Raw genomic sequence first — 13798 nt, forward strand, 5'->3', positions numbered from 1 at the left:
GCCGACCGGCCTTCAGAGAGGGCGGCTGGTGCGTTCGACGGCCTCGATCGTGCGCGCGGCCTCGCCCAGCGCGGCCCGCAGCACGGCCGGGTCGGTGGCCTCGGTACAGGCCGCGTCCGGAGGCACCAGCCAGCCGGTGCCGGTCACGGGCGGCTCGGAGCGGCTCGTACGGGTCTCGCCCTCGTACGTCTGCGTGCAGGCGCTGCCCGGCAGGTCCCACCCGGCCGCGGTGCCGGGCGGCACGAGGAAGCCGAGGGTGCCGCCGTCGCCGTCGTGCAGCACCGGGCCGACGCCGGCGCGCAGCCGCAGGATGTCCACGGCCTCCAGCCCCTGGCGGGCCGGGACGGTGACGAGGTCGCACTGCCGGTCCGGTTCGGGCTCGGCGTCCGCGCGCGGGCCGCGTCCCCGCCGGCCGCGCTCCCGCTCACCCTCGGCGGTCGACGGCTGGGGCGCGGACCACGAGCGCGCCGTGGGCGTCCCCGGCGGTCGGGGAGTGCCCTGCGGAGGTGCTACGTGCGGGGGCGTCGCGCGCCCGGCCGACCCGTACCGCGGCGCCGCGCCGCCCGCCCGTACGACCGCGCCCGCCTGCGAGTCCCCGATGCCCCATCCGGCTTCCGTCAAGGGAAACCCCTCCTCCGCCGCGCTGCTGTGCGTGTGCTCCGGTACACCGGGTTCAACGCCGGAACGCGTCAATGGCTACGGCGCCGCGTCGCCGCAAAGGATGGCATTTCATGGCGGATGCCCAATGGGATATCCGGCTTGTAGTCAAACCGGCTGTAGCGGGACCGTCACAACCGGTACGGTCGTTCTCCTCCAGTACGCCAGCACACACGCCAGTACGGCAGCACCGCCCGGCCCTCCGCACGGGACGGCACTCACCCGGAGAGGGGCCGGCCATGGTGCCGCGCAACGCGCCCGCCTCAGCGGCTTCAGCAGCAGCGACGAGAGCGACGGGGCGGCCGAACGCCGCCTTCCGGCGGCTTCGCGGGCGGCGCTCGCAGGCCGAGTTCGCGGCGGCGGTGCGACGGGCCGCCCGCGAGATCGGCGAACAGGTCTCCTGCGACGCCCGCTATGTCGGACGGGTCGAGTCCGGCGAGATCCGCTGCCCGAATTACGCCTACGAGCGAGTGTTCCGCCATATGTTCCCCGGGCTCTCCCTGAGGGAGATGGGCTTCTCGCCGCGCGAGGCGGTGCGGGGGCGGACAGCGGGTACGGGCGGCGGGCAGGCGGGCGGCGGACAGGCGACCGGCACGGGCGGCGGCGGGCACGCTCCGGGGCGGGGAAGCGCGCCACCCCCTTTAGCGGCCCCCTTAGCGGCTCCCTTAGAGGCCCCCTTGGCGGCCCCTGCTCCGCCCCCTCCCGCGACGGCGGCGCACGACGTCCTGCGGAACGCGTTCCTGCCGAGCGGCGCGCCCGCCCCCGCCCCTGCACCGGCGCACGCGCCCCGCGCCGCCCACCGGGCCGGCGAGCCGGAGGTCCGGGCCGTGGAGGCCGCCGTGCGCCGCATCCGGCTGCTCGACGACCGGCACGGCGCCGACGGCCTCTACCAGCGCGCCGCACAGCCGCTGCGCGCCGCGTACGGGCTCCTGGACCGCGCCGCGGCGCACCGTTCCGTCGCCGACCGGCTGCACGCGGGCGCGGGCGAGCTCGCCATCTCGGTCGGCTGGCTGGCCCATGACTCCGGCCGCCTCGCCGACGCCCGCTCGCTCTACTCCGAGGCGCTGGCCATCGCGCGCGTGGCGGACGACCCGGCGCTGGAGGCGCACGCGTTCGCCAATACCGCCTTCCTCGCCCGCGACGCGGGCCGCCCGCGCGAGGCTCTACGGGCCGCGCAGGCGGCGCAGCGCGCGGCCCGGCAGCTGGCGTCGCCCCGGCTGCTGTCGCTGCTGGCGCTGCGGGAGGCGGGCGGCTGGGCCGGGCTCGGGGACCGGCGGGGCTGCGAGGAGGCGCTGCGGCGCGCGCAGCGGCTCTACGGCCGGGGCGGCCGCGACGCCGATCCCGAGTGGATGACGTTCTTCGGGGAGGCCGAGCTGGCGGGGCTGGAGGCGCAGTGCTGGGCGGCGCTGGGCGTGTGGCCGCGCGCGGCCGATTGCGCGCGGCGCGCCGTCGCGGCGCAGGATCCGCATTTCACCCGCAATATCGCGCTGTTCACGGCGGAACTGGCGGCCGACCTCGCGTGCTGCGGTGCGCTGGACGAGGCGGCCGCGGCGGGCGGGCGCGTGCTGGAGCTGCTGGAGGGGGTCCAGTCGGCCCGTATCCGCGCGATGCTCGCCGGGACCGCCCGCATGCTCCGCCCCCATCACCGCAGCGCTCCGGTGGCGGCCTTCCTCTTCCGCCACGACGCCGCGCGCCTGGCGTGAGGGCCCTGCCCGGGGCTGAGGGCCGGGGGCTGAGGTCCCGGAGTCCGCGTGGCTGAGGGCCGGGGGCTGAGGGCCCGGAGTCCGCGTGGCCGAGATTCCCGCAGGCTGACGGCCCGGCGTCCGACGGCCCGGCGGCGCCGTGCCCGTCAGCCCAGGTGGCCGGTGTCGTTCCAGCGCTCGATCGCCGGTTCGCCGTAGGCCCAGCCGAGGATGGACAGGGACGTCGGGTCGAGCCGTATGCGGGCCGCGAAGGACGGCTCCAGGCCGAGCCAGCGCGCGCCGAGCACGCGCAGCAGGTGGCCGTGGGCGAAGACCAGGACGTCGCGGTCGGCGGAGCGGGCCCAGGCGGTCACCTCGTCCGCGCGGGCGGCGATCTGCGCCAGCGTCTCGCCCTCGGGGACGCCGTCGCGCCAGATGAGCCAGCCGGGGCGGGCGGCCTTGATCTCGTCGGGGGTCATGCCCTCGTACGCGCCGTAGTCGAACTCCATGAGCGCGTCCCACTCCTGCGCGCGGTCGCCGAAGCCCGCGATCTCGCAGGTCTCCTTGGCGCGCGCCAGGGGGCTGGTACGGACCTCGACGCCCGGCAGTCCGTTCCAGGGCTCGTGGCGCAGCCGTTCGCCGAGCAGTTTGGCGCCGTGCCGCCCCTCGTCGAGAAGGGGGATGTCCGTGCGGCCGGTGTGCTTCCCGGACAGCGACCACTGCGTCTGTCCGTGCCGGGCCAGCAGGATGCGCGGTGCCATGTGAGGGGGCCTCTCAATCGGTCTCGGCGGCTGGGTCGGCGAGCGCCTCGGCAGTCGCTTCCGTGGTTGCTTCAGCGAAAATTTCGCCGGTTTTCCCGACAGATACGATCAGATGCGGTCTCTCCACCGTCCATCATCGCGCACCGGACGCGCACCGGACGCGGAGGCAACCGCGGGGCCGGCGGGGGCGTCTCCTACCTCACACGTCACAGCCGCGGACATCACCGCAGGCCGACGCCATGTTGACAGGAAGATGAAGGGCGGTGTGCGACGGATTCCGCGTACACCGTACGGTTGCATGCGCGCTTGTTTGGCCGCCAGAACACAGGAGAGCGTCGCGATGTCCCACACCCCCGCACTCGGGAAGCGGCCTCGCTGGTGGACCGAGCTCCCTCTCATAGCCGTGGTGTACGTGCTGTACTCCGCCGGCCGGCTGCTCGCCCGGGGCGAGGTGAGCGACGCCGTCGGCCACGGGCTCTCCATCCTCCATATAGAGAAGGTTCTGGGGATAAACCTGGAACATCCGCTCAACCGGTTCTTCACCCAGCACGCGCTGTTCGGCATACCCGCCGACTTCGCCTACGCGTCGCTCCACTACCTGGTCACCCCGGCGATCCTCATATGGGTCTTCAAGTGCCGCCCGGCCAACTACAGCTTCCTTCGCACCTGGCTGATGATCGCGACCCTCATCGGCCTCGTCGGCTTCACGCTGCTGCCCACGAGCCCGCCGCGGCTCCTGGACGCGGCCCAGGGGTTCACCGACACCATGGCGCAGTACGGGTCGTACGGCTGGTGGGGCGGGGACGCCAGCGCGCCGCGCGGCCTCGGGGGGCTCACCAACCAGTACGCGGCGATGCCGAGCCTCCACGTGGGGTGGGCCCTGTGGTGCGGGGTCGTGCTGTGGCGGTACGGGCGCGGGCGCTGGGCGCGGATCGCCGGCGTCGCCTATCCGCTGGGCATCGCGTTCGTCGTGATGGGCACCGCCAACCACTACCTCCTCGACGCCGTCGCCGGCATCGCCGTGATGGGCGTCGGGCTGCTGCTGACCCGGCCCGCGCTGCGGCTCGCCGAACGGATCGGAAGCCGCTTCCCGCGCCTCTCCCGCACCGCTCCGCACCCGGGGTCGCACACCGGACCACACACCGCGTCACCTGGTGAAACGCCTGCGGCTGGGGCAGTTGTCAGTGGCGGATGCGAGACTTCGGCAGGTGAACGGTTCCCTCGACAGGCGGCCCGGACCGATGTCGCCGACAGCCACGGCGATGCCCGCGCCGACAGCGCTGCGACAGCGGCTCGCTGAGCTGCGCGGGCCGGGCCGCGCCCCGCGCCCGCTCGACGCCCGTGCCCTCGCCGCGCTGGCCGCCAACCCCGGCTGCGGCCGCCGCGCGCTGCTGGACGGCGCGGGGGTCGACAAGGGCGCGCTGGCCCGCGCGCTGGGGTCGCCCGCCTCGTTCGGCCAGTCGCAGTTCGCGCTCGCGCGCGGCAATTCCTTCGAGGCCAAGGTGAAGGCCGACGGCGGCGCCGAGCTGGTCCGGCTGCTCCACGAGCGCCTGGGGGACGGCTCCCCGGCGCCCGGCCCCGGCCCGGTCGCCGCCCCCGACCTGTCGGCCGCCGGGCCCGAGGGCCGCACGGCCCGTACGGAACTGGCGCTCCAGGAGGCGACGGCCGCGGGCGAGTGGGCGTTCCTCGACCATCCGATGCTGGCCCTGCCCGTCGCCGGATCCCCCGCCTATCTCGAACCGGACGCGGTGGTGGTCCACCCTGACGGCGGCTGGACCGTCGTCGAGATCAAGTCGTTCCCCATGGTGGACGGCTCCGCCGACCCGGCCAAGGTGGGCGCGGCGGCGCGGCAGGCGGCGGTGTACGTACTGGCGCTCGGGGAGCTGGCGGAGCGGCGGGACGGCGGTGCGCGGGAGCCCGGGGACGGCGCGGCGGACCGTGCGGCCGACGGCCACGCGCGCGTGCGCCACCGCGTGCTGCTGGTGTGCCCCAAGGACTTCTCCAACGCGCCGGCCTCCGAGCTCGTCGACGTCCGCAAGCAGCTCGCCACCACGCGCCGCCAGCTGTCCCGGCTGACCCGCGTCGAGGCGCTCGCCGCCGCCCTCCCGGAGGGCACCACCTTCGATCTGCGGCTCACCGACGACGGCCGGACCGCGACCCGTCCCGTCGAGGAGCTGGCGGCGGCCGTCGAGTCAGTGGACGCGGCGTACGCGCCGGACTGCCTGTCCGTCTGCGAGCTGGCGTTCCACTGCCGGGAGCGGACCCGCGCGGCCGGGGCGGTGGAGTCCCTGGGCCGCGGCGTGCGCGCCGAGCTGGGCGATCTCACCACCGTGGAGGCGGTGCTGGCCGCGGCCCACGGGGAGGCGGGCGACGCCGACGACCCCGCCGTCGGGGCGCTGCGCCGCGCGGCGGCCCTGCGGGCGGAGGCGCTGGCGGAGGCCGCGTACAGCGGTGGGGGCGGGGGTGCGGTATGCGGCTGACTCCGACGGGCCGTGGGGCCGGTGAAGCCCGAGAGACCCGTGAGGCCGGTGAAGCCCGTGAGGTCGGGAAAACCCCTGAAGCCGGGAAGGCCCGCGAGGCCCGTGGGACCTGTGGGGAGGGCGCATGTCGCTGATCAGCACGCTGGCGCGGATGGAGGCCGCCAGGGACGGGTACGCGCGCCCCGGCGCGACCGTGCGGCACCGGCATCTGGCCGAGCGGCCCCTCGTGCTGGTGCCGCTGACGACCGCGGGCGAGGCGGGCGCGCCGCTGGGCGCGCTGGTGGGGACGGACCGGGACGCGCCCCGGCTTCTGGTCGTGGCGCAGCCGCGCGACCGTGACCTGCGGTTCGCGTTCCTCGCCGACCTGGCCGACGCGGTGCTGCCGCACTTCGAGGCGTTCGCCGACGACGTCGAGGCCGCCGAGCGCTCCGAGGCGGACCCGGAGACCGGGAAGAAGGTGAAGGTCGAGGTCGAGCTGTGCGCGGACGCGCCGCAGCTGCTGGTGCCGAGCGCGGCCGGCGTGGAGTACGTACGGTTGCTCGGCCGGTCCATGCGGTTCCGGCGGACCGCCGAGCAGGACCCCGACACGCCGTATCCCGCTCCCCCGCGCGTGCCGCTGCTCGGCCGCTGGCTGACGCACATCGGTGAGCGCGCGCGGGTGCCCGGCTCGTCGCTGCTGCTGGCGATGACACAGGTGCTGGGCCGGCACTGGGCGACGGGCCAGAGCAATCTGGAGGACCAGCACCTGGGCGCGCTGCTCGCCTGGATAGACCCGCCGCCGGGGATGACGGGCGCGGAGGCGGCGCTGCGCGCGGAGCTGGAGCGCGGCCCGGACGGCCTGCTGACCACGCCGCCCGCCGGCCCGGCCACCGACCCGGTCTTCGACAACAAGCGGCTCGCCCCGGCCATCGCGCGGTACGACGCGGCGCGCGCGGAGATGCTGGACGCGGCGCGCGGCCGGTTCGAGGGGGACCCGGCGGCGGGCACGGCGCCCGACGCGGGCCGCGCGGGGTCGGCGCGCGCCCGGCAGCGGGCCGCGCACGAGGCGCTGGGCGCCGCCGAGCGTGAGGTGCGCGAGCTGGTGGCGTCCCAGCTGCGGCCGGCGTGGGACGCCGTGTGGCACGGGCTCGACCTGCTCCGCGCGCTCCCCGAGGGCAGCAGGGTCGCCGACCGCTGGAAGCGCGACCGCTGGTCGTACACGGCCCACCGGGACCGCGTACGGGCCGGGGAGCCGCCGCAGCCCAAGCAGGACGACGCGGTGACGGCGGCGCAGAAGCTGTCGGCGCGGGAGACGGCGCAGGCGCAGCTGGACGCGCAGGAGGCGCTGGACGATCCGCTGGTGATGGCGGGGCGGCGGCTGGCCGGTGAGGCGTTCGCGGGCGAGGTGACGGAGGTGGTGATGGCCTACACGGAGGCGAAGGTTCCGCGCCCGCGCCCCCTGGTGACGGTCCGGACGGAGGACCGCCCGTTTCTGGAGGAGCGCGCCAAGCTCTACCGGGCGCTGGCCGACGGCAAGACGCAGACCGCCGAGTTCGTGGCGTACGAACCGGGCGCGCTGGTCGTGCAGTTGACCGGCGGCATGGGGCGCGGCAAGGTCCCCGAGCCGGGTTCGGTCCCGGACAAGGGGGACCGCGTGTGCTGGACGCTCTTCGAGCACGCGCCGCGCGGCGGGCCGGAGTTGCCGGACCCGGAGCGTACGCCGTGGACGCACGGCGGCCCGCCGTCCGCCGCCGTTGCCACTGCCACCGGTGCCGCTACTGCGGGTGAAGGCCCCGCGGCCGTGCACCCGCCCGAACCCGCCGCCGAGCAGCCCGACCCCGTGACCTCCGAGGACTTCCTGTGACCGGTTCCCGTGCCGCGTTCGACCCCGGCGCCGCGGCCGGCGCCGCGACGGACGCGATCCTGCACGACACCCTGCACGGTCCGCACCGCGGCGTGGTCGTCGACTCCCCGCCCGGCGCGGGCAAGTCCACGCTCGTCGTACGGGCCGCCCGCGAACTGGCCGCCGCCGGGCGCCCGCTGATGATCGTCGCGCAGACCAACGCCCAGGTGGACGACCTGGTCGACCGGATCGCGAGCCAGGACCCGGAGCTGCCGGTGGGCCGGCTGCACAGCAACGACCCGCACCCCTACGACCCGGCGCTCGACGCGTACCCCTCCGTCGTGAAGTCCCCGAAGGCGGCGGCGCTCGCCGGGCTCGACATCGTGATCTCCACGGCCGCCAAGTGGGCGCACACCAAGGGCGTCGAGCCGTGGGGGCACGCGATCGTGGACGAGGCGTACCAGATGCGTTCGGACACCCTGCTGGCCGTGGCCGGGCTCTTCGAGCGGGCGCTGTTCGTGGGCGACCCCGGCCAGCTGGACCCGTTCAGCGCGGTGGGCGCGGACGGCACGGGCCAGTGGGCGGGGCTGTCGTACGACCCGTCCGCGAGCGCGGTGTCCACGCTGCTGGCCCACAACCCCGGCCTCCCCCAACACCGGCTGCCCGTCTCCTGGCGGCTGCCCGCCTCGGCCGCGCCGCTGGTCTCGGGCGCCTTCTATCCGTACACGCCCTTCCGCAGCGGCACGGGGCCCGGCGAGCGGCGGCTCTCCTTCGGCGTGCCCTCCGACGGCTCGGGGCCGGACCGGGTGCTGGACGAGGCGGCGGAGTCGGGGTGGGGGCTGCTGGAGCTCCCCGCGCGCAGCACGCCGCGTACGGACCCGGAGGCCGTACGGGCCGTGGCACTGGTGATCCGGCGGCTGCTGGACCGCGGCGCGGCGGCGGTCAGCGAGCGCTCGCCGGACCCGGCGCCGCTGACCCCCGACCGCCTCGCGGTGGGCACCGCCCACCGCGACCAGGCCGCCGCCGTCCGGGCGGCCCTCGCCGAACTGGGGGTCTCCGGGGTCGCGGTGGACACGGCGAACCGGCTCCAGGGCCGCGAGTTCGACGTGACGGTGATGCTCCATCCCCTCTCAGGCCGCCCCGACGCCACGGCGTTCCACTTGGAGACCGGCCGGCTGTGCGTACTGGCCTCGCGCCACCGGCACGCGTGCATCGTGGTGTGCCGGGCGGGCGTCGCCGAGCTGCTGGACGACCATCCGTCGGCGGAGCCCGTGCAGTTGGGGGCGGCGGTCACGTTCCCCGACGGCTGGGAGGCGATGTGCGCCACGTGGGAGCACTGGTCGGAGCACCGGGTCCCCTGGCGGCCTTGAGCGGGGTCGCCGGGGCTTCCGGTGAGGTGGACGGAGCGTCCCGTTGAGCCGGGGCGCACTTGCGCAGGGCGGGACAATGGAACGCGGCACACGATCCTGGAGGTAGGCACATGTCCGAGCCGCAGTCGGCAGGCGAAGCGCGCGAGGCCGCGCCGCGGCGTATGAAGCCCGCGCCCCTGCTCTTCGAGCCGCCGGAGTCGGTCGCGGAGGCCGAGCACTTCTTCGACCTCGAATCGATCGACGATCCGCGCGAGCAGCTCTCCCGCGCCACGGAGCTGACGCTGGCCTTCCGCGCGGCCGCGGACCGGGCCACGGAGTTCCAGGCCATCGCCGCCGCCCTCCTCGCCGACCCCAAGCGCTTCGACCGCCTGTCCGCGGCCGCGGTCGGCGAGCGCGCCGAGTGGACCGAGGACTACGCGCAGAAAATGATCGAATTCGGCCGCGGCCTCCTCCGCGAAAACACCCCACCACCGGCCTGACGGCCCGCCGCCACTCCGCCCCCGCGGGGGCCGGCCCGTACGGACAGGGGATCGGCCGCCCCGTCCTTACGGACAGGGGGCAGGAGCCCCGCCCCCGCCCCGTCAGGGAATCGGTGGAGGGGCCCACCATGTGCCCCACCCCGCCTCGCCCCGGCTCATGATCGCCAAGATCATGAGCCGTTGGCATATGCGAGGGCGGACCGTACTGCACCGCACCCCATCCCGTCCCGGTTTCCACCAATCTGCAGAAACGGAACTCCATGTACCGGTAAACCTGTCCGGCATGAGCACCTGGCCCAGCGAACCGTCCCCCATACGCCCCATCCACCCCACCCGTCCTGCCCGCGTCCACTCCTCCGGTACGGCGCGACGGTCCCGGCAGGCCCGCCACACCGCCGCCTACGTCACCCTCGCCGGCGCCGACTGGCTCGCGTCCGCCAGCCCGTTTCCGCGCAGCGTGCACGCGCTCTGGGCCGCCGATCCGGCCGCGCCCGTCGTGCTGCCCTGCGGCACCGCCTTCGACGTGATCAGCGTGCCCGCGCTCTTCGGCCGCCGGCTGGCGGATCAGCTGTGGTCGGACGGGCCCGGCTCGGGGCCCGTGGCCGCGCAGCGGGGGCGCATCCTGCTGTTCGCGGCCATCGGCACGGCGCAGCGGCTGCCCGCGCTGCTGGACTGGGAGGAGTGGCGTGCGCTGGTGCCGCAGCCGCTGTGCCACGGCAAGGGGGACGCGGTGACCGTGCCGCCGCTGTTCCCCGTCGACCTCCTCGACTCCCCGGAGGCCGATACGAAGCCCGGACCGCCCTCCCGCTGGCTGGTCGCGCCCGATCTCCGGCACCCCTGGCTGCCGGGGCCCGAGGCGCTGCTGTGGGGGTGCGTACGGGCGGCGCGCACCAGGCCGGCCGATCCCGCCGACACCCCCGCGACCAGCCAACACGCGCTCGCACCGAGCTGAAACTTATCGATTTTCGCTTCCCCGTACGGGGGTGCTAAGGTCTTCTACGTCAGCAGGCGCCGCTAGCTCAGTTGGTTAGAGCAGCTGACTCTTAATCAGCGGGTCCGGGGTTCGAGTCCCTGGCGGCGCACCGACAGACTGAGGGCCCCTCGCGAGAGCGAGGGGCCCTCAGTCGTTCCCGCTCTCACTCCGTGGTGACCTTCACCGTCCACGCGCCCGCCGTCGTCCGGCCCTCCACCGTCACCCGCACCCCGCTGCCGTCCCCTCCCCCGCCGCCCGTCTCGACGCTCTCCCCGATGTCGAGCGGGGCGTCGGCGAGCGGCGGGTAGACCGAGGCGCCCACGCACGCGCCGGTCCGGGGGTGCCCGTCCAGCACCTGGACCGGTCCGTCGCCGGACGCGGTGTCGCTGCGTACGCGGTAGACGAGCACTCCTTCCGCGCAGGACCCGGCGTCGTTGCCCCCTACGCCGCGCGCCTCGACGGCCACGGCCTCGGCGGGCCCCGTACGGATCACGAGGAGCCGGGTGCGGTCGTCGGCGCCGGGCTGCATGGGGGCCTCCAGCGGCTCCAGGACGTGGTGGCCGGCGCCGGGGCCGCGGACGCAGTCGACCTGGCGCGCGGTGAGCCAGCCGAGCTTCCACTTGTGCCAGCCGAAGGGTTCGGAGGCCAGTCCGAACTGGCTGCCCATGAGGTCCCAGTCGCCGACGTGGGTGTCCCAGTCCCCTTTGCCGTCGGTCGGCCGGTGGTAGAGGTCGGGGAGGTCGAAGACGTGCAGGGTCTCGTGGGCGAGCACATTGCGGTCGGGCGGGTGGTGCTCGAAGACGGTGACGATGCGGCTCAGCGGGGAGCCGTCGACGGAGATCGGCTCGTCGAGGTTTATGACCTTGGTGGCGTCCGAGTCGACGCCGGGCGCGTCGGGGTCGGCGACCAGGTAGACGACGTCGTAGCGGCTGAAGTCCACGGCCGGGTCGGCGGCGGCGACGGCGTCGCGCAGATACGCGGAGCGGTGCTCGGCGTCCCAGTCCCGCTGTATCCGGTACGCGGTGGACTTCCGCGGCATCCGCAGCCAGCGCTTCACGGGGTGCACGTCCAGCTTGAACTTCCCGTACGAGGCGCGCTCGAAGAACCGGGAGGTGCCGGGGAAGTGGTCGGCGGCCAGGTCGCCGGGGCTCGTGCCGGGCTCGGCGTCGGGGAAGGAGAGGAAGACCATGACGGCGTGCAGCCGGCCGCGGGGGCGGGGGTAGGCGGGGTCCCAGGAGTCCAGACCCTCGGAGTGGTGGGCCTCGCTGCGCGGCAGCGCGCACGGCCCGGCCGCCCCGGCCGCCTGCACGGGGGCCGCGACGATATTGCTGGCGATCACCGCGCAGAGGGAGGAGAGCAGGGCGGCGGCGCGGCGCAGCCGCGACCGGTGCACTCCCTCGGGTGGCTGCGGACGCACCACGTCGACCTCCCGGGCCGGAATCGGGACACCCACCCACCCTGTGGCGGTTCGCGGTGGTACGCCCTGTTCCACTGCCCCAGTCGAGTGACTCGGCCTTCTACGGGGTAAGTAACACTCAGTCACGTGCGATCAGCCAGCCGACACAGTCCCCAATCAATCGATCGGAACCGGTCAAACGCTCACCCTGAGTGCCGTTGATCACGACTGAGTCGCTGGAACGGCCCTCGCGTGAACCTCTATGATCGCCACATTTCCAGCAAAGCCACGCGGGAGCGAGCGGTGAGCGGAACCCCCGACGGCCAGGGCGGCGTGCCCGCAACGGCGCTGCCAACGATCACTGAACGTAGCGCATCCTCCGGTGAGTACCATGCCGGATTCCGCGCCGAGTACCGGCCCGACTGTCTCGCCGACTACCGCGCCGCCTTCGACGGCGCGCACCTGGCGATGGCCGTGGTCGACCGGGGCGGCTTCATCCTCACCGCGAACGCGGCGCTCGGCGCGCTCCTCGGCTCCGACCCCGCCCGGCTCGCCGCGACCCCCGCCGCGGACCTGGCCGATCTGCGCGCGGACCCGCGCACCTGGGCCGCGTACCGCGAAGTGCTGCACGGCCGCCGCGACCGGTTGCGCTGCACCCGCCGGCTCCCGCAGCCCGGCGGCGGCTCCCTGTGGGCCGAGATCGTCGTCGCGCCGCTCCCGGACAGCTGCAACACGCTGCTGTCGGTGTCCGACATCAGCGAGCGGTACGACCTGCGGGCCCGGCTGCGCCACCTCCAGATGCACGACCCGGTGACCCGGCTGCCCAACCGGGGCCTGTTCTTCGAGCGGCTGTCCATGGCGCTGGAGGCGGCGACGTACGAGCTCGGCGGCAGCGGCCGGATCGGGCTGTGCTACCTCGACCTCGACGGCTTCAAGGCCGTCAACGACACCCTCGGCCACCGCGTGGGCGACCGGCTGCTGATCGAGGTCGCGCAGCGGCTGACCGAGTGCGCGGCGCCCGGCGGCCATCTGGTGGCGCGGCTCGGCGGCGACGAGTTCGCGCTGCTCGTGGAGGGCTCCTCCGGGACCGAGCAGGTCTCGGGGCTCGCGACGGACGTGCTGGCCGCGTTGCAGCGACCGTTCGACGTGGCGGGGCAGCGGCTGGCCGTCTCGGCGTCCATCGGCGTCGTGGAGCGGCCGTCCGTCGGCACCCACGCCACCGAGCTGATGCAGGCCGCGGACACGACGCTGTACTGGGCGAAGGAGGACGGCAAGGCGCGCTGGACGCTCTTCGACCCGGAGCGCAACGCGCACCGGATGACGCGCCAGGCGCTCTCCAGCACGCTGCGGCCGGCGGTGGACCGGGACGAGTTCGTGCTGGAGTACCAGCCCCTGGTGGGGCTGGACGACGGGGCCGTACGGGGGGTGGAGGCGCTGGTGCGCTGGCGCCATCCGCAATTCGGAATTCTGGCGCCGAATCGGTTCATCGGACTTGCTGAAGAGAATGGCGCGATCGTCCCGCTGGGCCGCTGGGTGCTGGCGACCGCCTGCCGCCAGGCCCGCCGCTGGCAGCTCGCGCACCCCGCGGCGCCGATCACCGTCAGCGTCAATGTGGCGGTGCGCCAGGTCTGGGACTCGGACCTGGTCGCCGACGTCGCGGCCGTGCTGCGGGAGACCGGGCTGCCCTCCCGCCTGCTCCAGCTGGAACTGACCGAGTCCGCCGTGATGGGGTCGGCCGGCCGGCCGCTGCAACAGCTCCAGCAGCTCAGCGACATGGGCGTGACCATCGCCATCGACGACTTCGGCACCGGCTACTCCAACCTCGCCTACCTCAGCCGGCTGCCGGTCTCCGCCCTGAAGCTGGACGGCTCGTTCGTACGGGGCTTCAGGACCGATGAGCACCCGAACCCGGCCGACGAGACGATCGTCGAGGCGCTGGTGGAGCTCGCGCACCGGCTGGGGCTCAAGGTCACGGCGGAGTGCGTGGAGAGCGCCGAGCAGGCGCGCCGGCTGCGGCGGATCGGCTGCGACACCGGCCAGGGGTGGTTCTACTCCCGGCCGGTGACACCGGAGCTGATCTCCGCGCTGGTGGGCTCGGAGGGCCACCCGGCCGACGAGAGCCCACCGGCGGAGCCGGGCCGGGCGGCCGAGGAGGGCCACCCGGACTGCGGGGGTTAG

Annotated in this window: 11 protein-coding genes and 1 tRNA gene; 9 read left to right on the forward strand and 3 right to left on the reverse strand. The window is 74.8% G+C overall.

Annotated features, from left to right (window positions below):
- Positions 1–12: 12 nt before the first annotated feature.
- Positions 13–621: a hypothetical protein gene (locus AB0I49_RS12050; protein WP_363226791.1), complete on the reverse strand. Its 609-nt coding sequence runs from the start codon at positions 619–621 to the stop codon at positions 13–15.
- 275 nt (positions 622–896) lie between these two features.
- Here AB0I49_RS12050 and AB0I49_RS12055 point away from each other — a divergent pair, with 275 nt between their 5' ends.
- Positions 897–2360, forward strand: coding sequence for a tetratricopeptide repeat protein (locus tag AB0I49_RS12055; RefSeq protein WP_363226793.1), 1464 nt, complete (start codon positions 897–899; stop codon positions 2358–2360).
- 146 nt (positions 2361–2506) lie between these two features.
- Here AB0I49_RS12055 and AB0I49_RS12060 read toward each other — a convergent pair whose 3' ends face one another.
- The gene (locus AB0I49_RS12060) at positions 2507–3100 is read right to left on the reverse strand and encodes a histidine phosphatase family protein (RefSeq protein ID WP_363226794.1); all 594 of its coding nucleotides are present in this window, start codon (positions 3098–3100) and stop codon (positions 2507–2509) included.
- Positions 3101–3440: 340 nt separating this feature from the next.
- Here AB0I49_RS12060 and AB0I49_RS12065 point away from each other — a divergent pair, with 340 nt between their 5' ends.
- From AB0I49_RS12065 to AB0I49_RS12095, 7 genes are all read left to right on the forward strand, one after another.
- On the forward strand, positions 3441–4400 hold the full coding sequence (locus AB0I49_RS12065; RefSeq protein ID WP_363226795.1) for a phosphatase PAP2 family protein: 960 nt from the start codon (positions 3441–3443) through the stop codon (positions 4398–4400).
- Positions 4363–5580, forward strand: a complete 1218-nt coding sequence (locus tag AB0I49_RS12070; RefSeq protein ID WP_363226796.1) for a hypothetical protein — start codon at positions 4363–4365, stop codon at positions 5578–5580. Before AB0I49_RS12065 ends, AB0I49_RS12070 begins: the two co-directional genes overlap by 38 nt.
- A gap of 124 nt (positions 5581–5704) precedes the next feature.
- Positions 5705–7423 (forward strand): hypothetical protein, encoded by a 1719-nt coding sequence (locus tag AB0I49_RS12075; protein ID WP_363226797.1) that lies wholly within the window; start codon positions 5705–5707, stop codon positions 7421–7423.
- Complete coding sequence (locus tag AB0I49_RS12080; protein ID WP_363226798.1) at positions 7420–8772, forward strand: AAA family ATPase; 1353 nt, start codon at positions 7420–7422, stop codon at positions 8770–8772. Before AB0I49_RS12075 ends, AB0I49_RS12080 begins: the two co-directional genes overlap by 4 nt.
- Positions 8773–8882: 110 nt before the next feature.
- A complete protein-coding gene (locus AB0I49_RS12085) occupies positions 8883–9251 on the forward strand; it encodes a hypothetical protein (RefSeq protein WP_363226799.1) in 369 nt (122 codons plus the stop codon).
- A gap of 283 nt (positions 9252–9534) precedes the next feature.
- Entirely contained in the window at positions 9535–10203 is a 669-nt protein-coding gene (locus tag AB0I49_RS12090) for a hypothetical protein (protein WP_363226800.1), read from the forward strand.
- 56 nt (positions 10204–10259) lie between these two features.
- Positions 10260–10333, forward strand: a tRNA-Lys gene (locus AB0I49_RS12095).
- A gap of 54 nt (positions 10334–10387) precedes the next feature.
- On the opposite strand, the gene AB0I49_RS12100 is transcribed toward AB0I49_RS12095, so the two are convergent.
- Positions 10388–11644, reverse strand: a complete 1257-nt coding sequence (locus AB0I49_RS12100) for a M6 family metalloprotease domain-containing protein (protein ID WP_363226801.1) — start codon at positions 11642–11644, stop codon at positions 10388–10390.
- Between the two features lie 279 nt (positions 11645–11923).
- On the opposite strand from AB0I49_RS12100, the gene AB0I49_RS12105 reads away from it, so the two are divergent.
- Positions 11924–13798 carry an EAL domain-containing protein gene (locus tag AB0I49_RS12105; RefSeq protein ID WP_363226802.1) on the forward strand — a complete coding sequence of 625 codons (1875 nt, stop codon included), beginning with the start codon at positions 11924–11926 and terminating at the stop codon, positions 13796–13798.

The sequence above is a fragment of the Streptomyces sp. NPDC050617 genome, from assembly GCF_040654795.1.
Classification (GTDB): Bacteria; Actinomycetota; Actinomycetes; order Streptomycetales; family Streptomycetaceae; genus Streptomyces.